Annotated in this window: 22 protein-coding genes and 1 tRNA gene; 8 read left to right on the forward strand and 15 right to left on the reverse strand. The window is 43.5% G+C overall.

Annotated elements, in window-relative coordinates:
- Positions 1-153: 153 nt before the first annotated feature.
- Positions 154-1,566: a hypothetical protein gene (locus tag A2W93_11670; protein OFY54957.1), complete on the forward strand. Its 1,413-nt coding sequence runs from the start codon at positions 154-156 to the stop codon at positions 1,564-1,566.
- A 12-nt stretch (positions 1,567-1,578) separates the two neighbouring features.
- Complete coding sequence (locus tag A2W93_11675) at positions 1,579-2,259, forward strand: hypothetical protein (GenBank protein ID OFY54927.1); 681 nt, start codon at positions 1,579-1,581, stop codon at positions 2,257-2,259.
- A 61-nt stretch (positions 2,260-2,320) separates the two neighbouring features.
- On the opposite strand, the gene A2W93_11680 is transcribed toward A2W93_11675, so the two are convergent.
- Positions 2,321-4,384 (reverse strand): hypothetical protein, encoded by a 2,064-nt coding sequence (locus A2W93_11680; GenBank protein OFY54928.1) that lies wholly within the window; start codon positions 4,382-4,384, stop codon positions 2,321-2,323.
- Between the two features lie 329 nt (positions 4,385-4,713).
- Between A2W93_11680 and A2W93_11685 the strand changes: the two genes are divergently transcribed.
- On the forward strand, positions 4,714-5,850 hold the full coding sequence (locus A2W93_11685) for a hypothetical protein (GenBank protein OFY54929.1): 1,137 nt from the start codon (positions 4,714-4,716) through the stop codon (positions 5,848-5,850).
- Between the two features lie 49 nt (positions 5,851-5,899).
- Here A2W93_11685 and A2W93_11690 read toward each other — a convergent pair whose 3' ends face one another.
- Positions 5,900-6,979, reverse strand: a complete 1,080-nt coding sequence (locus A2W93_11690) for a butyrate kinase (protein ID OFY54930.1) — start codon at positions 6,977-6,979, stop codon at positions 5,900-5,902.
- Positions 6,980-6,985: 6 nt separating this feature from the next.
- Positions 6,986-7,891 (reverse strand): phosphate butyryltransferase, encoded by a 906-nt coding sequence (locus tag A2W93_11695; GenBank protein ID OFY54931.1) that lies wholly within the window; start codon positions 7,889-7,891, stop codon positions 6,986-6,988.
- 134 nt (positions 7,892-8,025) lie between these two features.
- Here A2W93_11695 and A2W93_11700 point away from each other — a divergent pair, with 134 nt between their 5' ends.
- Positions 8,026-9,807 (forward strand): hypothetical protein, encoded by a 1,782-nt coding sequence (locus tag A2W93_11700; GenBank protein OFY54932.1) that lies wholly within the window; start codon positions 8,026-8,028, stop codon positions 9,805-9,807.
- Between the two features lie 43 nt (positions 9,808-9,850).
- Here A2W93_11700 and A2W93_11705 read toward each other — a convergent pair whose 3' ends face one another.
- From A2W93_11705 to A2W93_11735, 7 genes are all read right to left on the reverse strand, one after another.
- Positions 9,851-10,330 carry a hypothetical protein gene (locus A2W93_11705; protein OFY54933.1) on the reverse strand — a complete coding sequence of 160 codons (480 nt, stop codon included), beginning with the start codon at positions 10,328-10,330 and terminating at the stop codon, positions 9,851-9,853.
- Entirely contained in the window at positions 10,308-11,117 is an 810-nt protein-coding gene (locus A2W93_11710; GenBank protein OFY54934.1) for a twin arginine-targeting protein translocase TatC, read from the reverse strand. The genes A2W93_11705 and A2W93_11710 overlap by 23 nt, the downstream gene beginning before the upstream one ends.
- 13 nt (positions 11,118-11,130) lie before the next feature.
- A complete protein-coding gene (locus A2W93_11715; protein OFY54958.1) occupies positions 11,131-11,292 on the reverse strand; it encodes a preprotein translocase in 162 nt (53 codons plus the stop codon).
- A 179-nt stretch (positions 11,293-11,471) separates the two neighbouring features.
- Positions 11,472-11,822, reverse strand: a complete 351-nt coding sequence (locus A2W93_11720; GenBank protein OFY54935.1) for a hypothetical protein — start codon at positions 11,820-11,822, stop codon at positions 11,472-11,474.
- 113 nt (positions 11,823-11,935) lie between these two features.
- A complete protein-coding gene (locus A2W93_11725; GenBank protein OFY54936.1) occupies positions 11,936-12,187 on the reverse strand; it encodes a 30S ribosomal protein S20 in 252 nt (83 codons plus the stop codon).
- Positions 12,188-12,201: 14 nt separating this feature from the next.
- Positions 12,202-12,279 (reverse strand) — tRNA-Glu (locus A2W93_11730).
- A gap of 63 nt (positions 12,280-12,342) precedes the next feature.
- Entirely contained in the window at positions 12,343-13,038 is a 696-nt protein-coding gene (locus A2W93_11735; GenBank protein ID OFY54937.1) for a hypothetical protein, read from the reverse strand.
- 225 nt (positions 13,039-13,263) lie between these two features.
- On the opposite strand from A2W93_11735, the gene A2W93_11740 reads away from it, so the two are divergent.
- The gene (locus tag A2W93_11740; GenBank protein ID OFY54938.1) at positions 13,264-14,514 is read left to right on the forward strand and encodes an 8-amino-7-oxononanoate synthase; all 1,251 of its coding nucleotides are present in this window, start codon (positions 13,264-13,266) and stop codon (positions 14,512-14,514) included.
- Positions 14,515-14,617: 103 nt separating this feature from the next.
- Complete coding sequence (locus tag A2W93_11745) at positions 14,618-16,192, forward strand: hypothetical protein (GenBank protein OFY54939.1); 1,575 nt, start codon at positions 14,618-14,620, stop codon at positions 16,190-16,192.
- A 327-nt stretch (positions 16,193-16,519) separates the two neighbouring features.
- Here A2W93_11745 and A2W93_11750 read toward each other — a convergent pair whose 3' ends face one another.
- From A2W93_11750 to A2W93_11765, 4 genes are read right to left on the reverse strand one after another with little or no spacing between them, the layout of a single operon-like run.
- Positions 16,520-17,194: a 16S rRNA (cytidine(1402)-2'-O)-methyltransferase gene (locus A2W93_11750; protein ID OFY54940.1), complete on the reverse strand. Its 675-nt coding sequence runs from the start codon at positions 17,192-17,194 to the stop codon at positions 16,520-16,522.
- A 1-nt stretch (position 17,195) separates the two neighbouring features.
- On the reverse strand, positions 17,196-17,900 hold the full coding sequence (locus tag A2W93_11755) for a hypothetical protein (GenBank protein ID OFY54941.1): 705 nt from the start codon (positions 17,898-17,900) through the stop codon (positions 17,196-17,198).
- 9 nt (positions 17,901-17,909) lie between these two features.
- Positions 17,910-19,184 (reverse strand): hypothetical protein, encoded by a 1,275-nt coding sequence (locus A2W93_11760; protein OFY54942.1) that lies wholly within the window; start codon positions 19,182-19,184, stop codon positions 17,910-17,912.
- Positions 19,185-19,203: 19 nt separating this feature from the next.
- Complete coding sequence (locus A2W93_11765; GenBank protein OFY54943.1) at positions 19,204-20,013, reverse strand: hypothetical protein; 810 nt, start codon at positions 20,011-20,013, stop codon at positions 19,204-19,206.
- Positions 20,014-20,089: 76 nt separating this feature from the next.
- Between A2W93_11765 and A2W93_11770 the strand changes: the two genes are divergently transcribed.
- Together A2W93_11770 and A2W93_11775 are read left to right on the forward strand one after the other, a co-directional pair.
- Positions 20,090-20,680: a thymidine kinase gene (locus tag A2W93_11770; GenBank protein OFY54944.1), complete on the forward strand. Its 591-nt coding sequence runs from the start codon at positions 20,090-20,092 to the stop codon at positions 20,678-20,680.
- 146 nt (positions 20,681-20,826) lie between these two features.
- Positions 20,827-21,315 carry a hypothetical protein gene (locus A2W93_11775; GenBank protein OFY54945.1) on the forward strand — a complete coding sequence of 163 codons (489 nt, stop codon included), beginning with the start codon at positions 20,827-20,829 and terminating at the stop codon, positions 21,313-21,315.
- Here the strand turns inward: A2W93_11775 and A2W93_11780 are convergent.
- The gene (locus A2W93_11780) at positions 21,312-21,662 is read right to left on the reverse strand and encodes a hypothetical protein (protein OFY54946.1); all 351 of its coding nucleotides are present in this window, start codon (positions 21,660-21,662) and stop codon (positions 21,312-21,314) included. The genes A2W93_11775 and A2W93_11780 overlap by 4 nt on opposite strands.
- Positions 21,663-22,182 lie beyond the last annotated feature (520 nt).

Here is a 22,182-nt window from a genome sequence, read left to right on the forward strand (position 1 = left end):
GGCATCACAAGGACCAATATTGTGATTAAACTACTGATTCTTTTCTTGCTTAGTCTGCATTTTTTCGATTTCATTCCATTCGATATTTCTATTGAAAGCACATCGGGTTACAAACTCGAATGGCTTTTCAACTACGGGCTGATTATAATTATTATGTTTCGTTCGTGGAGCCGAATTGCTAATAATCTATATTCGAGTAGTATTACCAGTGAGAAATTGTTTGTGATTTCATTCATTTCGCTCATTGCAGTTGGCACAATGCTGCTGTTGTTGCCCGTTTCAACCACGCATCAGATTTCTTTCACCGATGCTCTTTTCACAAGTACATCAGCCGTTTGTGTTACCGGACTTACAACCCTCGATACCGCAACCGAATTCACCTGGTTTGGCAAAATGGTCATTTTGTTTCTATTTCAGTTGGGTGGAATTGGTGTCATGACCTTCACTTCATTTTTCGCTTCTGTTGGTCGTTCTAAACATAGTTTATCGGAGGGCAATGCGCTTACGAGTATGGTTGTAGCCAAAAATATGCGTAAACTTTTTACAGCTTTGTATGCGGTAATTATTGTTACATTTATTGTTGAAATTTTTGGTACAATTTTAATTTATCTGCAACTTCCTCAAAGCGAATTTCCCGATAATATCAGCCGGTTTACTTTTGCTTTGTTTCACGCAGTTTCCTCGTTTTGCAACGCCGGATTCTCGCTGGCTCCCAACGGATTGATGAATAACATCTTTTATCATGAATGGGGAATTCAGATGACCATTGCATGGCTTGTTATTTTTGGAGGTCTTGGTTTTTTCATCATCACCAATTATATGGAACGCTTTGGGTTGAGCATGCGTAATTTCATCAAACACACCATCCTGGGCAAAGCAAGCAAGTTTGAACCTAATCTCATCAATATCAATTCCCGGCTTGTTGTGCGAACAACCTTCTGGCTACTGGTCATTGGCACCGGACTGTTTATGCTGTTTGAAAATAATTCGATGTTAAGCGGACTCAGGTGGGATGAAAAAATTTATACGGCCTTTTTTAGCACTGTCACTGCGCGGACTGCTGGCTTTAACACAATTGATTACGAGTTCATACTTCTTCCATCCACTTTACTGATTATAATTCTCATGTGGATTGGCGCATCACCTGGTTCGACCGGAGGTGGTATAAAAACCTCGACTTTTGCAGTAGCTTTTCTCACGGCTTTTTCACTGGGTCGTGGAAAATCAACCACACATTTCCATAATCGTGAATTGAGCCGTCAGTCAGGGCGTAAAGCCATGGTGGTGATTTTCTTTTCCATCTTTGCGATTCTGCTTGCCACTATGTTGCTGGCGTGGTTTGAACCCGGAGTCTCGCTCGAACGATTGCTTTTCGAAGCGTTTTCGGCATTTGGAACAGTGGGGTTGTCAATGAATCTTACTGCCTCGCTTAGCGAGCAATCTAAATACGTTCTTATTTTTCTCATGTTTCTTGGGCGTATCGGAATAATCACCTTGTTTGTTGCTTTTATCAGGAAAACAAGATTTTTATTATTCAGTTACCCTGAAGAAGAATTGTTTATTTAAAATTTTGGTCTTATGAAAATAATGGTCATCGGTCTCGGCAATTTCGGAACTGCGCTTGCAATCAAGCTTACACGATTCGGCAACGAAGTAATTGGTATTGACCGCAGCAGGCATAAAACCGAATCGATCAAAGAATATGTCACCACCGTTGTAACGGTTGATATCACCGAAGCCTCGGCTGTAGCGCAGCTCCCCGTTTCGGAGATGGATGTTATTGTTATCAGCATTGGTGAAAACCTGGGTGATAGTGTTATCGCAACGGCGCTTCTGAAAGACAATGGTGCCAAGCGAATCTGTTGCCGTGCCATTTCTGAAACTCATTTCAGTATTCTGATGAACATGGGTGTGCATCACATTTTCACTCCCGAAATCGATGCTGCAAACAATTCAGTCAGCACTGTTTTGCACGAACTTGTTCATACTGCTTATGTCATCAGTGATGATTACAAAGTCTGTGAAATTTATGTCCCTAAACGCTTTGTTGGATTGAAGGTGAAGGATCTGACACTGGCTAATCACGGACTGAAATTACTTTTGTTTCGGCAGGCCAAAAGCGAATTACATCCTCAGTACATGGTGAAAATGATTTTCGAGGATATGGTGAAAGATTATGAAGAGATTCTTTTGAAAAAGGATGATCTGTTGGTTCTCTTCGGATGCAAAAAAGACATTGACAAATTTGTATCTATGTAAATATTTCTTCTAAAAAAAACTCCGGCAATCACCGGAGTTTTTTTTCGTATAAAATAATTTGTTACTTCTTTTTTGAGTCAACAACTTTTTTATTCTTTTCTGAAGTTATATTTTGTTTTGAGTTGTCGCGCATTTGAGTTGAGACATCAATTTTTGCGCGCTCAGAAGTAGTGACTGGCTTCTCTTCAAGTCTTCCGGGTGCAGCAGGGAATCTGACATCAACAAATTTCGAAGTTACATTTCCTTGTGCATCTTTTTCATCAGCCCTGTTTGCAACAACAGTCCACGAAAAGCTCACAGTTGAAGTGCCGCCCTGTAACTCAGTTACATCAAATCCTGTAGCAGTTTTGTTTGAAACATAAACCCCATTGCAGTCGCCTTCAAGCTGAATGAAAACTTTCATTGGATGGTCTTCGCTCACGTAAACCGCATTTGTAAAAACAGGATCCATATCAACATGTGCTTTGCCATTCACTAGCTTTGCGATTCCATAATCCTGGAATAAAACTTCCGGCGCTTCAGGACAAAACATAACAACCTCTTTATTATTCGGATCTTTTACAATGGTTGATTTTGTACCGGTGCTTAATATGGCATAATTGGTACCGCCTGTTCTTCCGCCAACATAAGCACCAGTGACACCATTAACGAAATAGCCGCCCCATGAATCATTGGCAGAACTGTTTGCTTTTCCATAAACTCCGAAATTCAGTCCTGTAAATGCGCCACCAGAGCCGGTTGCAGAAAGTGTGTACCCCGTTTGGGCATTTCCAACACCCATGGTACCCGTACTGACGGCAGCTGTTCCATAATCATATGATCCAACTGTAGTGCCTGTAAAAGCGCCGCCAGAGCCAGAAGTTAAATATGAACCTGAAGCATTATTTCCAATACCCATAACCCCTGTACCGCTTGTGTGACCGTTCAGTCCATAAAGCGCCAACCCGTTGCTTTGGTAAGTTATTCCATCAATTCCATCACCTGTAGCTGTGCCTGCAGCGGCAGTGTTGACACCCATAATGGCAATGCCGTCATCTGCAAGAACACCTGCACCAATTGCTTTGGGTGTTACGGTTTCGTAGGTCGTTCCGTTATAGGCAGATACTGCGCAGTTAGCATAATAAGATGTACTTACCAGCACCGACATGATGGTAGCACAACCATATTGGTTTGAAGAAGCATAAACTCCTGTTCCAACACCGGTTCCGGCTGCAGCATTGTTTACAGCATAAACGGCATCACCGCCCGCTGCGGAGTTTTGCGCATGTGCAGCTGCGTAAGTAGCATTGTTATTCACCGCCATGACTCCGCGTGTAAGTGTGCCGCCTGCACCCCAGACGCCTGCTGCACCTGTTTGGCCACTTTCGCCGTAAACACCGGCACCAATTCCAGCTCCGGTTGTAGCAGCATTTAATCCAAAAACACCATCAAAACCAGCAGCTTCAGTATATCCGATGGTTCCGGCAGTGTATAAGTCGCCATCGCCAAAAACACCTGATCCGCCAGTCTGTGCTGACAAACCATAAACGCCGCATCCGGCTCCAGCTCCCGTTGCTGCTGTGTTGCCGCCAAATACGCCGGTTCCGGCAGCCTGATCGGTATATCCGTTTACAGCATCCGGAAATGTTGCATTTCCCTGGGCTTCGAAAAGATCAGTTGCATAAAGTGCGGTGGTTCGGTTTATCAAAACATTGCCTGCACTCAGAATTCTGGAGCGTTCAGCATTATTTGTCCTCGTTACAAAATCGATTGCATCCGTGGTTCCAATAAAATTGGTTGTTGCTACGGTGCCTGCATTGCCAATCAGCTTCCATGCATCGGCCGGCATTGCGCCTGAAAGCAGACGTACCCATTTGGTGCCATCCCAGTAATAAAAACCAGGAGTAACATCGCCGGCTGTGGCCGTATTAAAAATGAGCAAACTATTGGCAGGCGCAGCTACCGGGGCTGCAACGGTTGTTGCAGACAGGGCTACACGGGGAATCAAAACGCCAGTATTTGTCGATCGTATTTCAAGCATTGATGATGCATCCGGAGTGATACTGGTTGTCGAGATCCCCACCTGAGCAACGCTTAAAAGTACTGACAAAAGAAAAAGAAATGAAGCGATAATTTTTTTATTCATAATCCGAATATTTGGTATTTACCTGAAATTAATGAAGGCAAAAATACAAATTAATTTATATCTGTCAAAGAAAAATAGTTGTCGGTAAAAGTATGCGATTGGTAATAAAAAACTGATCAGATGCTGATAAACCCACGCTTGTTGTGGTTTGTTTACTAAACAATCCGGAAACACACCGTTCCGGATCATGAAAAAGTCGCATAAAAAATCAAGACTTATGAAGCAAGCGGATTGAAGCGCTCACGCTGACTTCGGGGGCATCTGTAGTTTTTGTTAAAAATGTCCTTACCATTTGATTATGTATTATTTTTGCTGCTCAATTTTGCAAAATGAAATTTTTGTCTTTGTTATCAATAGCCATAATTGCTGCATTAATGTTTTCGTGCGGCGGAGCCGAAAAACAAAAAATACAGAACACTGACTCTCTTCCGCAGAAAAAGGAAGTTGTCTTCGACACAGCTCTCACGTCCATGGCGCAGTTAATAGCGGGCATCCAACCTTTTGATTCCACAGGTGGATGTGCCATTGTACAGAAAGCTACCTGGAACACACATGCAGATTCAATTCGCGAACTGTTTCAAAATGCAGAAAGGAAAAACCTTCAGTTTATGCGTCAATGGACTGCCGCTGAACTGCCCGAAGGACGCGACACTGCAGCCACTTTACTGTATGCTTTTTCAGGTCCTGATTATTTATACGCCAATACTTTTTTCCCGGCTGCAAAAAAATATATTCTATTTGGGCTCGAACCTGTAGGTCGCATTCCGGTTCTTGATACATCGAAAAGTCAGGAACTTTTTTTCAATGCAATCCGGAGATCTCTTAGAACCTCACTTTCGCGCAATTTCTTTATTACACTTCACATGAGCGGAGACCTTCGGTCCAGCGAATACAATGGTGTCACTTCAATTCTCATGCTTTATGCAGCCTACACAGGACACAAGATCAAGGACATTTCATATGTGACAGCAAATGAAAATGGTCAATTATCGGCCTGTGCTTTTGACTCACTCAAAATAAAGAATCAGACGGGTGGAGTACGGCTCAATCTGATCGATAGTTTAGGGCGCCCGAAGGAATTGATTTACTTTTCTTTCAACGCCGAAAACCAAATGTTTGAAAACTGCTCAGTCAGAAAATATTTTGAAACGCTGGACGGAAAAATTTACGGCATGCTGAAAGCCGCATCATACCTGATGCATTACGATGGCTTCATGAAGATCCGCGAAGTGTTTACAGCAAAAGCTTCAACGGTTTTAACCGATGACACCGGGCTTTCCTACCGGACGCTGAAATCACTTTACTCAAAAGTGCAATTATACGGAAAATTCAGCCAGCCGGTTGATATGTTTCATTATATAAACCTTCAAGATCTGCAGCAGGCCTACGATTCAGTGCCTTCCAAACCCATCAGGTTCACCTACGGCTATGGCTTCGGACAGAAATTGATGATTGGAAGAAAATAAAAAAAAGCCGGCATCGCATTCACGAGCCGGCTTGTGTAGAAAGATTATTTTACGAATACACTTTCACATCGGCTTCGCCATTCAGATAGCAAACTCCATTAAAGGCCAGCGCCTGCATTTCGTCTTCGCCTGGATAAACAAATACCGGAGCGATGAAAGAAACATGTTCGCGGATCCATTCAACAAAACCTTTGTCGTAGGCAATTCCACCGGTGAGCAGAATGCCATCGACCTGACCTTTGAGAACCGCTGCTGCGGCTCCGATTTCTTTCGAAATCTGATAAGCCATGGCTTTGTAAATAAACGTTGCTTTCTGATCGCCGTCCTTCACCCGGTTTTCAACTTCCTGCGCGTCGTTGGTGTCAAGATAAGCTACTAATCCACCTTTTCCGGTAATCATTTTTTTGACTTCATCGAGCGTGTATTTTCCGCTGAAGCAAAGTTTCGCCAATGCACCAACCGGAAGCGTGCCGCTGCGTTCAGGCGAGAACGGACCTTCACCGTCGAGGGCTTGATTCACATCGACTACCATTCCCTTGCGATGCGCACCAATGCTGATTCCGCCACCAAGATGAACCACAATCAGATTTAATGAATTGTAATCTTTTTCCTGGGCTTTGGCGTGCGATTTCGCAATGGCTTTCTGATTCAGTGCGTGAAAAATGCTGATTCGTTCAAATTCGGGATGGCCCGAAATGCGCGCCAGATCCTGCAATTCGTCAACAACTACCGGGTCGGCAATAAAGGCTTTCGCATTTCCGATGGTTTTTGCGATATCATCGGCAATGAGCCCGCCCAGGTTGCTGGCATGCTGTCCAAGAACACCCACTTTCAGGTCGGCCTTCATGGCTTCGTTTACTTCGTACACCCCTGACGGAATCGGCTTTACAAGGCCACCACGTCCAACAACAACTTTGATGGAAGCGATATCAATATCAGCGTCAGCTAATTCTTTCAGAATGTTGTTTTTTCTGAATTCATACTGGTCCGTAATGGTCGCAAAAGGAGCGAGTTCTTCGGCCGAATGCTTCAGATTTTTCTGAAACAATTTGGTATTATGAATATCAAAAACCGCAATTTTAGTTGATGTGGAGCCGGGATTGACTGCCAGTATCAGAGTTTGACTCATAGAAATTTATTTTGCAATTAAACAGGCAAGTGCGATGGAATAGGTTTTTGTTGCAGCGCTGTCGCCACGTGAAGTGAGGATGGCAGGACATTTGGCGCCCATAACCACGGCAGCGAGTTCACCTTTTGCCAGCTTGGTCGAAGCTTTAAAAAAGACATTACCTGATTCAATGTTAGGGAATACAAGACAGTCTGCTTCGCCGGCAACGGGGCTTACCAGTTTTTTGATTTGAACGCTTTCCGGATCAACAGCTACGTCCAGCGCAAGCGGTCCGTCAACGATACCACCTGTGATCTGTCCGCGGTCAGCCATTTTACTGATTATAGCGGCATCGACGCAAGCGGGCATACCGGCCGACATTTGTTCGGTGGCAGCAATGAGAGCCACTTTTGGTTTTTCAACGCCAAGAGCCTGTGCTACTTTAATCACATAATTGGTGATGGCAACTTTCTGATTGAGGTCTGGTGCAGGAATAATGGCAACATCACTAACAATAAGCAGTTTGGGATAGGTCGGTATTTCAATTACAGTTACATGTGTGAGAATACCTTTTGGAGGCAGTAATCCTTTTTCCTTGTCAAGGATGGCACGCATGTATTTATCGGTGCTGAGCGAGCCTTTCATCAGAACGTCGGCTTCACCGGCATTGATTATTTCAACAGCTTTTTTCGCAGCCGCAATTTCGCCAGGTTCGTTGACGATTTTAAATTTGCCTGCATCAATCTTTTCTTTTTCACAAACTTCCCGAATGGTTTTTTCATCACCGACAAGAATCGGATCAATAATACCAAGATCGGTTGCAGCAGAAACTGCTTCGATGGTATGTGAGTCGGTTGCATTGGCAGCAACAAGACGTTTTTTCGGTTTGCCCTGCAGGGCGGTAATCATTTGTTCGAGCTTAGTTATACTCATTTTTCCTCCTGAAATTTTGATTTATTATTAGGCGACTAAGGTATAAAAAATTGCGCAGCAGCTGAAAAAAAAGTCAGGTGCCTGACACAATTTTTTCACTAAGTTTGCATTTTACATTTATCAAATCTCGAACTATGCAAAGGATTCTTTTGATTGTCGCTTTCTTTCTGTTGTCTGATGCAATTATTGCTCAGATTCCTTATTCCGAAAAATTCCCGAATGGCAATGTGCGAGTTAAAGGTCGCATGCTGACTGATAGTACAAGAATTGGCATCTGGAAATTCTTTTATGAAACAGGCGAATTGAAAGCTGAAGGCGAATACAGCAAAGGAAATGAGATCGGGGTTTGGAAGTTCTATTACCCAAACGGGGAACTCTGGAAAGAAGAAGCTAAAATTGATGGTGAAGTGAAGGCGTATTACAATTACCCAGACTCCCTTGAATTTAAAGGTCTGATGAAAAACGGCAAAATGCATGGTGCCTGGATATATTGGTGGGAAAACGGCAACAAGCAAAGCGAGCAGTTTTACAACGAAGGCGTTAGAACCGCTCAGTGGAAATTTTGGTATGAGGACGGCAAAGAATGGAAGATAATAAGTATGGAAAACGGCCCTGTGACTATATTTGACACAACAGGGCAAAAGTTCGAAGAGTGGATGGTAGCCGATGGTAAGATGGACGGAATGTATCGGAAATACGACTTCTTTGGTACCGTACTCGAAGAATCCATGTATAAAAACGATCTGCACGACGGACAATACAAACTCTTTCATGGCAATGGCAGGCCAGCCGTTGACGGGCAGTATCTGGCAGGTGAAAAGTCTGGTGTCTGGAAGTATTATTACACCGGCGGCGCAAAATGGAAAGTCGTGGAAGCTCAGAATGGGCCTTGCACCTCATGGTACGAAACCGGTGAGAAATGGGAGGTCTGGACTCATAAAAATAGTTTGAATGAAGGTTTGTATTCAGCCTGGTTTCTCAACGGCAAAAAGAAGGAAGAAACATATTATAAAAATGGTTTGCGTGAGGGCATCAGCTACCTGTGGCATGACAACGGCAACAAAAGTTTTGAAGGTGCTTTTCTGAATGATTCGCTCAACAGCTATTGCCGCTGGTGGTATGCCGATGGCAAGATGGAAATGGAAGGCAATCTAAAAATGGATAAGCACGATAGTATCTGGAAGTTTTATTATCCATCAGGAAAACTGGGAAGTACCGGAAATTTCGTCAACGACCTGCAACACGGCAATTGGACATATTTCTACGAAACGGGTGAGAAATGGCGTCAGGGGAATTACGAAAACGGCATGCGCTCTGGCAATTGGACAGCATGGTTTGAGTCCGGAGCTATTCAACGCGAAGGCAATTTTGTAGCCGATAAAGAAGACGGTCACTGGATCAGCTGGTTCGAAAACGGCAATATCGAAAATGAAGGATATTTCGATATGTCTGTGATGGATGGTGAATGGAAAGGGAATTATCAAAACGGCAATCTTCGCTACGAAACCGCCTACAAAAAAGGGGTGAAGGATGGCCATGATGTTTTTTACCGGCAGAACGGAATTAAATTGTATGATGCCACATATTCCAAAGGAATGAAAAATGGCTTCTGCACCGAATATGGTGAGACCGGCAAACCGGTTGAAGAGGGCTTTTACTCTATGAATATCAAAACCGGCAAATGGACTTTTTACGATAAATACGGTTCAAAAATCCGCGAACAGATGTTCCGCAACGGACGTCCTGACGGGAAAATCACGGAATTTTTCGCCAACGGGAAAGTGGCTTCCACAGGCACGTATGACGACACCAAGCGGGTAGGTCAGTGGACATATTTTGATGAAGAAGGCAAGCCGATTTACAAAGTGACTTTCGACAGCGAAGGCAAAAAAATCAAGGAGTGGCGCCCGGAATAATCAACGGTCTTCGAAGGGTTTCGAACTCTTCGAGGGCTTGAATTTAATCAAAAGCATTTGATTTAATTTGCCGGTCTTCGATCCGGCGATGCATTTCCTGAAATTCCATTTCAGAAAGAATATGTCTGAATTCATCCAGCTGTTTGCCTGTAAGCAGCGTAAGCAGCGTGATTCCAGGGATGCGTTTTATCTCCTGCATCCATTTATTCACTTCAGCTTCTTCGGGCGATTCGCTGAATACAACAAAATAATCGATGGTAGAAAGCGTAGGAAAAAGCTGAACGTTTTCGTTCCGGTTATTCAGAAACAATATCTCAGCGTGTTCCGGACAACGGAAAACTGCGTAATCAAAATGCTGTTTTAGTTTTTTGTGAGGCCAGTTGAAAGGCATGTCCTGCGAAAAATGCACATCAAGATGATTGTTTAAATGCCAGATGAACCGGTAGTCGCGCATGGGCGCACAAACAGCAATTACACTGATTTCAGCGTAAGGCAATACATCAAGCTTTAACTTTGCGGCCATGGCGTTTTTCTTTTCTGGCTACCGACAGAATACTGATTTCGAACAGCAAATATAATGGAATTGCAACAATGGTCATCGTAAAAGGATCGGTCGAAGGGGTGATAATGGCAGAAAGGATGAGACCTGCAACAACAGCATGCTTTCTGTATTTGCGAAGTAAAGAAGCGCTCACCAGGCCGATCCGGCTAAGCACAATCAGCAGCACCGGCAGTTCAAACAACAGCCCGGTCAGAAAAAGTGTACTATTGAAAACACTCATATATGAACTCAGCGATATGGTGTTGCTTACTTTGTCGCTGACTTCGTAATTTCCAAGAAATAAAACGCTCAGTGGTGTAATTACAAAATACGCAAACGCGCATCCAATCAGGAAAAGGAATACAATCACAACAGCGTTTCGGGCTATTATTTTTCGTTCGTTGGCAAACAGAGCGGGTTTGATAAAGAGCCAGAGCTGAAAGACAAGAAAAGGCAGCGTCAAAATGCCGGCAGCCAGTGCCGAAATGGATATATGAGCCGTGAATTGGCCGGCCAGTTTGATGTTGATGAGTTTGAAGTCCAGTACTATTTTCTCCGCACCACTGATTCCGAAATATTCGGCCAGCGCCGAAAACCAGCGATAGGTAATGAAATCAGGTTCCAGCAGTCTGAACAGAAATTGATCGAACAATATTTCGCGAAACGAAAAGGCAGCAATGAACAATACGAAAAACACAAGAATGCTGCGAATCACATACTTTCGCAACTCATGCAGATGATCCCAGAAACTGAGGTCTTCATCTTCCATTTCTTGCGGAGTCTCAGTCCTGTTTTTTCTGTTCGTCTTCGTTCACTCCTCTGGAGGCGTCTTTGAATTCACGCACACCGCGGCCCAGGCCACGCATGAGCTCGGGGATTTTCTTTCCACCGAAAAGCAGCAGGACCACGAGCACAATTACAATTATCTCGGTGGTTCCCAACATTCCCATTTCATTCAGAATAATATTCATGACGCATTGACTTTGAATACAAACTTACGAAAATTATAGAATCAAATTTCGCAGATGCTGAAATCAATTGAAAATAGTTTATTCTTCAGGCCAACCTCTCTGCGTCGCAGGATGCGACCTGTCACGATAGCCATCGTGAGCGTTGGGTTCACTTAGAGACTGTCGAAAAACAGCTCATTGTTACGACATTCAACCGTTCCGGCTACCAATAGAGATTTAATACTGAAATTTTTGCCGGAACATGGAACCGTCGTAGCAACAGCAAAAACAACGGTTCCATGTCCTTCAGCTCCTGTGTCGCTTTCGGACGGTGGAATGTTGTTTTTTGCTGAAAATGAAATTTTAGACAGTTTCTTAGTTTTCTTCAGGCCAACCTCTCTGCGTCGCAGGATGCGACCTGAGTGCGTTGGCTCTGGCAGCATTTCCACAACGCAGAGAGCTCGTTTCACGAGGCTCCCGATAATTATCGGGACAGGTTGTGGAAATCCGATAATTGCTGTCAACCTGTTTTTGTTAGCTTATAAAATGGAATTCAAAGAAAGCGTCCAGCGCAAATTGGTTTTGGGGAAAATAAAAAAACCCGCCTCAAAGGACGGGTTCAGTAAGATTGCTGAAATTACATTGCGTTGACTTTCTTGGTCAGCTTTGATTTCAGGTTGGAAGCTTTATTCTTGTGAATAATGCCTCGCTTGGCATTTTTGTCGATCAGTGAGAGAATTGGGCTCAGTTTCTGGGCAGCATCCGATTTCTCGGTCAGTGCTCTGAAAATGCGAATAGCATTACGCATGGTTTTGCTGTAATAACGATTGTACACCCTTTTGCTGTTGTTGGTGCGAATTCTCTTTAATGATGACTTATGGTTTGCCATAATCTTTTTAATTTTTGTAGTCCGTAGGGGATTCGAACCCCTGATTTCTAGGATGAAAACCTAGCGTCCTAGGCCGACTAGACGAACGGACCGGTTGTTTTGGGACTGCAAAATTACAATATTTTTTGAATCCACAAATATTTTTCGAAAAAAAATTAAAAAATATTTCCTTCTTCAGCCTGAAACCTGAACCCGAGTTTTTTGCTGGTCTTCAGTTGCATCTGATCTACAGCGCTTTCAAAGTCCATCACATTAACTTCCTGGACAAGTTCGAATGGCGGCATAGGCAGATCGAAATTAAGCGTATAGAGTAAAGAGGCCATCAAAGTCTGCCTTATTTTGGAAGAACTGATGCGGTCGCTTTCAAAACTTACACCGACAAGATTCATTTCGCGGCGCCCTTCAATAAAGAAATGATTATCCTTATTGATAAAAATCCGGCCAATCAACACTCCCGAGTCGTTCATTCGCTTGTATTTGAAGGAGTCAGACAGAAAATTATAAATATGTATAATGCCGCAGTAGCGTCTTTCGTCGTCCGACCGTAAATAGTGGGTCCTCATTTCTTCATGGTGGGTTCCAATATCAAAGACATTGCTGTGCATGAAGAAAACCAGCACATCACCAGCAAATCGCAGTTCAAATTCAAATTCTCCTTTATTCTCAAATTCAAGCGGAATAACACGCTTACGGTTGGCCATATTGTTGCGCAGATCCTTTACGATAAATTCAGACTCGGCCTTCAGCATATTCAATGCTGTAAGTGTGTTGGTATAAATATCCTGTTTCAGATTTGCTTTGGCCTCAAGCAGGCGGGCCAGCTTCTTCATTCTGCTCAGTTCTGCCGACATAGTGTTCGTTAGTTTATACAAATGTAGATAAAAAGTACAAAGTTTGAAACTTTTAAGGGCGGATCAAAAATATTATTATTCATGCTGGCCTGATGCAATCAGCCTTGTCGTGTGTAAAAACACTGTTCTTATCTAAACCATTGTTAATTGCACGTGACTGATTGCGACTGTATTTTAATTTAATGAATAATATTACCTTTGCAGAAATTTTTAAACTGAATTACCGTGGATATTTTTGAAAAACTCGACATTGACAAAACCGCGCTGGGAGCATATTTTAAGTTTTCACACGGGTATTTTACATTTCCTAAACTAACCGGAGAAATCGGGCCGCACATGCAATTCCGCGGTAAAGATGTACTGGTTTGGAGTCTTAACAATTACCTTGGCTTGGCCAATCACCCTGAAGTTCGCAAAGCCGATGCTGAAGGTGCCGCTAAATACGGTATGGCTTACCCAATGGGTGCCCGCATGATGTCTGGCCAAACCGAACTGCATGAGCAGCTTGAGCGCGAACTGGCCGATTTTGTTGGCCGCGAGGACGCTTATCTTCTCAACTACGGTTATCAGGGAATGGTCAGTATTATTGACAACCTCGTTGACCGCAAGGATGTAATCGTTTATGATGCTGAAGCACATGCTTGTATCCTCGACGGAATGCGCCTTCATATTGGGAAACGCTTTGTTTATGCCCATAATGACATGGCCAGCCTCGAAAAACAGCTGCAGCATGCCGAAAAAGTGGTTGCTGAAACCGGCGGCGGCATTCTCGTTATCACCGAAGGCGTTTATGGAATGACTGCCGACCTCGGTGATCTGAAAGGTATTGTCGAACTCAAGAAAAAATACAAATTCCGCTTCCTGATCGACGATGCTCATGGTTTCGGAACAATGGGCCCGAAAGGCGAAGGAACAGATGCGCATTTTGGTGTTCGCAATGACGTGGATCTCTATTTCGGAACCTTTGCCAAATCAATGGCTGGTATCGGTGGTTTTATTGCCGGCCCGAAAAAAATCATTGACTATTTGCGATACAATATGCGTTCTCAGGTTTACGCCAAATCGCTGCCGATGCCAATGGTAGTGGGTGCGCTGAAACGTCTCGAGTTGGTGCGAACTCAGCCCGAACTTCGCGAGAATCTTTGGAAAATCGTTAATGCAGTTCAGGATGGTTTCCGTGCTGAAGGTTTTGATCTCGGTCAGACCAAATCACCGGTAACACCTGTATATATTAAAGGTGGTGTGCAGGAAGCAGCCAATATTATTGTGGACGTTCGCGAAAAATTCAGCATTTTCTGCTCTGGTGTTACTTATCCGGTAATCCCTAAAGGACAGCTGTTGCTCCGCATTATTCCTACTGCGGTTCACACCATGGAAGATGTTGAGTACACGCTCGACTGCTTTAAGAAACTCAAGAGCAAGCTGCAGGATGGGGGATATGCCAATATGGAAATTCCAGATATCACGAAGCTTTAATTGAATATAACTTTCTAAAAAGACTGCCTTTAAAGCAGTCTTTTTTTTACCATTGTATCATTTTTTTGTCCAACTTGCGTTATTACTTGAAAATTCTCCACCTATGAAACGAAACACTCTGATTTTGGCGATTTCAACATTGCTTTTCAGTTTCTTTTTTTATGAGCAAGGCGCCGGTATTAATTTCACTCTATTCTCGTTGGCACTCGTTACCATGCTTGCTTTCGATGATCTGAAAAGATTGAAAGATACACGATGGGTTTTGTTTGCATTCATCAGTCTTATTTCAGGATTCTTTGTTGCCTGGCACGGGACGGTCATTTCAGTTGCGGCTAATATCACGGCGCTGTCTGTACTGGCTTGCCATACGCTTTTGCCGAAAACTTCGTTTTTTCCCGCTTTCATCTTTTCGGTGTATTCATATTTGTCGTCGTTTGTTTACATGATTATCGATTTATCTGATCGCTCATCAGCTGGCAAGCCAAGATACAATCCAGCATATCCTCCCGGAAATTATCGGCCGGGCGCAGAAATGGCTTCCGGTCCCGATGTTCAGAATAATATTCCAAATCCGCCAGTGGCCAAAAATCCAAAACTCGATACCGGCGCTAAAGTCGTTATTGGTGTGATCGGGTTAGCCGTGCTTATTGTTTTCATAAGTCTGTACCGCAAAGCCAGTCCTGTTTTCAAGGAATTTACCGATAACATCAATCTTGATTTCATTTCGATGCAATGGCTGTTTTTCACATTCCTCGGATTTCTGCTGATGTACGGATTTTTCTTTATCCGCCACCACAAGCAGCTTCACGAAAACGATGTGAACGCTCCTTCAATATTATCGGCTGAAAAAATGGATACTGAAAGCGGTTCATTCCTTGGCTTCCGCATGGATATGAGATCTGAAGCGGTTATTGTAATGATTTTTCTTGGCTTGTTGAATTTGCTTTTATTATTGTTGAATGTTATCGACATTTCATTCATGGCAAGCGGCGGCGATTTACCAACCGATGTTACCTATGCCGATTTTGTTCATAAAGGCGTCGGAACGCTGATTGTAAGCGTCATTTTCGTGATTGCCATTGTCATGTATTTTTTCCGGGGTGCTTTGAATTTTTACAATAAATCTGCATCGGTGCGACTATTGGCCAACATCTGGCTCATTCAGAATCTGATATTACTCGTTGCAACAGCATTTCGCAATTCAGTATATGTTGCCGAATATGATCTTACCTATAAACGTATCGGAGTTTATGTCTGGCTTCTGCTCACGGCTTTCGGTCTTGTGACTACCTTGTATAAAGTAATGAAAAAGAGCAGCGCCTGGTATCTGATTCGCACCAACGGATGGGCATTCTTTGCTGCAGTCCTGCTGCTGGGCACCGTCAACTGGGATATTATGATTGCAAAATACAACACGCGCGACGTGAATGATTTCGATTATGAGTATTTGTCGCGCATGAATGACAATACGATTCCTGCAGTGTATCATGCTTTACAGCAATCAAAACCGGAACATGTTTTCAGTTTCGACACCGATCATCATAACAGCATGTTCGGACTCAATAATTCGAAAGACGAAGTAGATTCACGCATCCGAACATTCAATAACAAATACGAAAACATGAACTGGAAATCGTGGAACTACGATGACTGGGTCACTTATAATAATTTGCCGTAGAGGCATGCGGCATTGAGCATGCGGCATGCGGTATAAAGCATGTGCGGTATAGAGCATTGAGTATGGAGTCGCTTCGCTCTCACACTGTTCACTCGCTCTGAATTGGGCATGGATCATTAGGCTCAATGTACGACAGCGGGTTTTGCTGTTTATCCTTCGGTACGTGGAAATCAGACGTGAAGTCCGATCATGTCATCACGTGAAACGTGACAAGCTGTTTTACGTGAATGTAGAAAAAGCTTCTTTGAGTAATGTGAAAAACTCAACCTTGATCTTAACCTTAACCTCAGCCTTAACCTCAACCTCAACCTTAACCTCAACCTTAACCTACTCACCACTGACCACAACCACAATCTCGCCTTTAATAGCTTCGCGCTGTTCAAAATTGAGTTTTACTTCTGCAATGGTTCCACGCACATATTCTTCGTGCATCTTGCTTAGTTCGCGGCAGACGCAGATTTTGCGATCGGGTCCGAAATAATTTTCAAGTTCGCCCAACAGCTTAATCAAACGATGCGGCCCTTCGTACAGCACAATGGTGACCGGCATTTTTGATAGCCATTCCAATTGTTTCTGACGTCCTTTTTTTAAGGGCAAAAATCCTTCAAAATAAAAACGGTCGCAGGGCAGTCCCGATGCGGCAAGAGCGGGAACAAACGCTGTGGCTCCCGGCAAAACTTCCACATCAATATTATTTTCAATGCACGCCCGAACAAGCATGAATCCCGGATCGCTGATGCCAGGCGTCCCCGCGTCGGTTACCAATGCGGCCATGTTCATTGCGGCAATGAAGCGAACCACCTGTTGAGTCATCTGGTGCTCATTGTTCTGATGATAAGCCATAAGTTTTTTCCCGACAATGCCATACATTTCAAGCAGGCGATGCGTATTGCGTGTGTCTTCACAGTAAATCACCTCTGCATCGCGCAGGCAGTCCAGGGCTCGTTGTGTGATGTCGGACTTGTTGCCAATCGGAACGGGTATGAGTACAAGCTTTGCCATATCAGAAAATTATTCCAACGCCACCAACCAGATAGAGCCCTTTGGTGACGGGATTTAACGTGAGTTCTGAAATAAATTTCAATCCGAAATCCTGCGGAAATTCAATTTCTCTTTCCATGCGGAATGCTGCTTCGCAGATATTGGCTTTGTCGGCATACATGCCTTCAGCAGGCGTGAATCCAAGACGTAATTCCGAATTGAATTTTTTCAGTGTGAACAAATATGAGACTTCAAGAAAAGTGCTGTAATATGGATTATCATCATCATCGTCATCGCCGAAAACAGCTGTGGCGGCCAAAAAACGGAAAGGAATTTTTTCGTTGCCCGGAAATCCGGCGTAGGCCTCAAGCATATGGCCGCTTGCTCCTGGTTGGTAGTTGAAATAGTCGTCCAGCACGTAATTTGACGATGTGTAGTAATCGGTAATTCCTGCCATCACATAGTCGTTTTCATAGCCGGCATACAAATCAATTTCGCTCCAGCCCGAGAAAAAATGCCACGACGACCAGGCGCCGACAGAAACATTTTTAAAAGAAACCTCCATGGATGGCTGTACTGCAGGTGATGTAACATAACGGATTCCCCGCCATACATACGAACTCATTACATCGACGCCAGCTTCTGCATCGAAAAGTGAATCGCATTTATTTGTTTGAGCCATGGATGATGTTGCTATGAGAAAAAGCAGAATAGTAATTATTTTCATGCGTTTAGTTTAAAATGAGTAAATGAAAGTCTCGATCAAGCGAAACAGCCCGTTGTATGCGGTCATTGGAACTGCCTCAGGTTTATCATTCACGTTGTGATATTCCTGATAATCCTTTCCGGTTGTGTATATAAAAAACGAGGGAACCCCTTTCTGATAAAACGGACAATGGTCGCTGTTGCACGATTCGCCGCGTTCTTTCACACCATTGATGAATTTATTTTCGTCATTCAATGTCACCAATTTCTGAAATTCGTTTTTAAATTTCGTTCCGTTCACTACAGTGATACCGCTGGATCCGGTTCCAACCATATCCAGATTCAGGAGAAAACGCACTTGTTTGAGATTCATCATTGGATGCTCTGCAAACCAGGTACTGCCGTACAATCCGGCTTCTTCCGATGCGAGTGCAATAAAAATAATTGAATAGCGTGGTCTGAAATTTTGCGTTTTCAGATGACGCGCCAGATCAAGCATCATGGCTACACCGGATGCGTTGTCGTTGCCGCCCGGGAACAGAGCCTCACCCAGCATTCCAATATGATCGTAATGCGCAGTAATGACAATGAAGCTATCGGCGTATTCCTGTCCCTGAAGATAAGCCACTACATTTTTTACCGGATATTTCGGAATAAAATCATTGCTGATGTTGCAGCTGACCGATTTTGCAGGTGTAGCGGGAAACGCATCAGGAGCCAGTTGCGCAGTGAAATGTTTGAAGATATTATCGTATAAGGCAACACTGTATGAAAAATTTCCTGAGTCCAGCACAATGATTCCAGCTGCTCCAAATGGATTGGAATGCGCTACGGCATCGTACCATTGCAGCGCTTCTTTATCTTTCGTTTCATATCTATTCAGGAAAAGAATTTTCCCTTTTACTTTCGGCGCTAGTTTATTGAGTTTCTTTTTTGAAGAACGAATTTTTTCATCGATGATAATTGTTTCGAAATCACCGGAAATAGAGCTGCTGTGCGCATTCAGAATAAAATCGACTCCCGGTTTCAATTTTTTCCCATCGATTGAAAGTTCTGCCGCAGTGAAATTGTTGACCGGAATCTCGAAAGTCTGAGAAAAGTTTTCGCCAATGGGTTTAAGGCCAAGACGACTGAATTCGTTTTCAATGTAAGTGGCTGCCGAATCAATGCCTCCGTTTACGTATCCGCGACCCGAGAATTCTGCTGAACCCAGCTTCATCATTACATTTCGCGCATAGACAGAATCCTGAGCAATTGCATTTGAAAAGAGAGAATAAAGCAGCAAAAAGAAAAAGAATTTCTTCATTGATTATGGAGTAGGGTTATTATGCAAATCGTCTCTGAATGAAGCGTTCCAGCTTCATGCGAATGTCTGTTTTTTCCAGCGTTCCCCGCTTTTGAAGATTTTCGTGCAAGATAGACATGGCAGCTTGTTCGCTTTCCACCTCGTTTATCGTATTCAACACCAGATCATAATCTTTCATTTCACCTTTGAAAAGTTCATTGACAAAAATGAATTTATCATTGATTCCGATGGCGGCTTTAAGATTTTGTATCGGGCTTCCAATCAGCTTTTCGTTTCTTACCGCGTTGTTGTTCATCAGTTGTTGATTGATGCTGTTGTCTTCTTTTTTCAATTTCTCAGCAATGGTCACTGGCTGTGAAAACAAATCGCCGCCATTATTTTCTTTTATCGGATTTTGATTGAATTCCACCACAGTTTCATGCTGCATTTCTACAACTTCGGCTTCTCGTTTTTCTTCAGCGGGTTGTGTTTGCGATATTATTTCAATGGGTTTTTCCTCCGAAACTTCAACAACAGTCTCTATTACTGGTACAGGAATTTCAACCGCAGGTTCCGATGGTTTTTCAGCAACGACTTCCACTTTCTCAATTACAGGTGTTTCCGGCTCAACAGGCTGAGAATTTTGTTTTACAGGAATTCCGGCATTCAGGATTTTCCGGTTCGCTTCATCCAGCATCTGAATTTCGCGGTAGAATTTTCGAATCTGATCCTGTAGCAAATCGATATCGAGCTGATGAATCGGCCCTTCGGTTTCGGTCACATTGGCGGTCATTTCTACCAAAGATTCCAGCGCTCCGATAATTCCGTTCTTAATTATTTCGTTTGCCATGCAGAAAGTGTTTTGAATTTTATATTTTTGTTGAAATATCCGATGTCAAAGATAACGAAGATTAGAAAAACCGCGTATGTTTCTCGAAAAAAATAAGTATGAATCGCATTCTGGCTGGATTGAAGTTGTCTGTGGCTCCATGTTTTCAGGCAAGACCGAAGAACTCATCCGGCGTCTGAAACGCGCACAGATTGCGAAATTAAAAGTTGAGATTTTCAAGCCGTCCATCGATGTGCGCTACGACGAGACGGCGGTCGTTTCGCACGACGCCAATTCGATTCCAAGTACGCCGGTTGATAATTCCCGGAACATCATGATTCTGGCTCAGGATGTTGATGTTGTCGGTATCGATGAAGCTCAGTTTTTTGATGAGGGTTTGCCCGATGTGTGCACTTATTTGGCGAAACGCGGCATACGTGTGATTGTTGCTGGTCTCGACATGGATTATCTGGGTAAGCCGTTTGGCCCAATGCCAGCACTGATGTCTATTGCTGAATATGTTACCAAGGTGCACGCTATATGCATGAAATGTGGCGCCCTGGCTCAGTATTCGCACCGCATTGTGCATAATGATAAACGGGTTCTGTTGGGCGAAAAAGATTCCTATCAGCCGCTTTGTCGCCGCTGCTTTGAAGAAGAAATGGATCGGCTCAGCGATCTGACTTAGAACGTTTGACAACATCAGGGCAACCTCTCTGCGTCGCAGAATGCGACCTGAGTGCGTTGGCTTTTGTAGTATTTCCACAACGCAGAGAGCTCGCTCTGCGTGAAACAGCTTGTCACAGCTTGCCACGTTTTACGTGGTTTCACGTGATGACACAGCTGCGAGGCTCCCGATATTTATCGGGACAGGTTATGAAAATGCATATACTCCGACTCTTTCATATCGTTAAGGGCTGCAACATTCCGCCGTTCGGAGATAAAAACTTCGCATTGGGCGCGCGTCTCCCGACGCGTGACCTAAATGTACTCATAAGCTCATTCGATGAACACGGAACCGTTGCTCCGGGGTTGGTGCTCCCGACAGCCTGTCCGCCAACTGGCGGAATTCCAGGTCAGCATGCAGAGTGGCTAATCTTATATTGCTGGAGTTTACCCCTCCGCCGTCTGCGGAGTAAACTCCAAAGGCGGGCTAAAATGTCGGGAAAGATATTGCAGCTAACAATCCAACGCAGAGAGATTGCTGCGCAATGCACTCAGGTTGGATTGGGGCTAAAAAGTCGGGAGATGTTATTTATAACAAACAAAAAAAGCAACCCCCGAAATGGAAGTTGCTTTGAAATTTCGAAATATCTTGTTTAGTTGATAAAGACAGTTTTGTTAACTGTTTTGCCCGGATCAAGACGTATGGTGGTTTCGCCATACATTTCAGTATTGGTGCCGGTTTGGCTGGTGTCGAGCCAGGCATGAACATCGAGAATAGCTTCCATCTCGAACAGGTGCTCGAAATATCCATCCTCGTCGCATTGACCTTCAACATTCACATCATATTTTTCAAGCCGGACATGGGCAAATGGAACCACTTTCGTGGTGTCGGTGGTATATTTCACCGTAATTACGGCTTTGGTTTCATCCGGTTTTTGGCAACTGGTAAACATTATGGCGACAAGGCCTCCGATTACCAGAAAAATGAATTTTAACCTTTTCATGCTTTTTTGTATTTAAACTGAAAATTTGTATTTCAGGTTTCAAACTTACGAAAAAAAATCAAATTGTAAGGTTTTACTGAAATTTCTATTTAGAGCATGTTTTCTAATCAATGTCAAATCAAAACTTTAGGTGACGCATTTTATGCCATAAAAAACTCCAGGAATCTCAGTTTATTCGCGCAATAAATTACTTTTGCAAGGTGCTCATGAGCTCGCACTGCTGGTGCTCGGTTCACAGAGTGGAATTTAATCCGCCGAGGCGGATCGGAGTAAGATTCACAAAAGCCGAATCAGGAAACACAACGCAGTTGCGTTTCATCCATAACTGCAGATTGAATTACGCAAGTGCGCTTGCAAATTCATTTTGCAGTTATGGATAACGGCTTTTGCCTGAAAAATCAAACTCTGCGCGACTCTGTGCGTACTTTGTGAATTCTAAGACATATGCAAGTCGTTTTTAAAATTTTCTTTGTAAAGTGTAACAAAAGGAGATTGTCTTTTTGTAACTGCGAAAACCCTA

The organism is Bacteroidetes bacterium GWF2_43_63 (assembly GCA_001769275.1).
Lineage (GTDB): Bacteria > Bacteroidota > Bacteroidia > Bacteroidales > DTU049 > GWF2-43-63.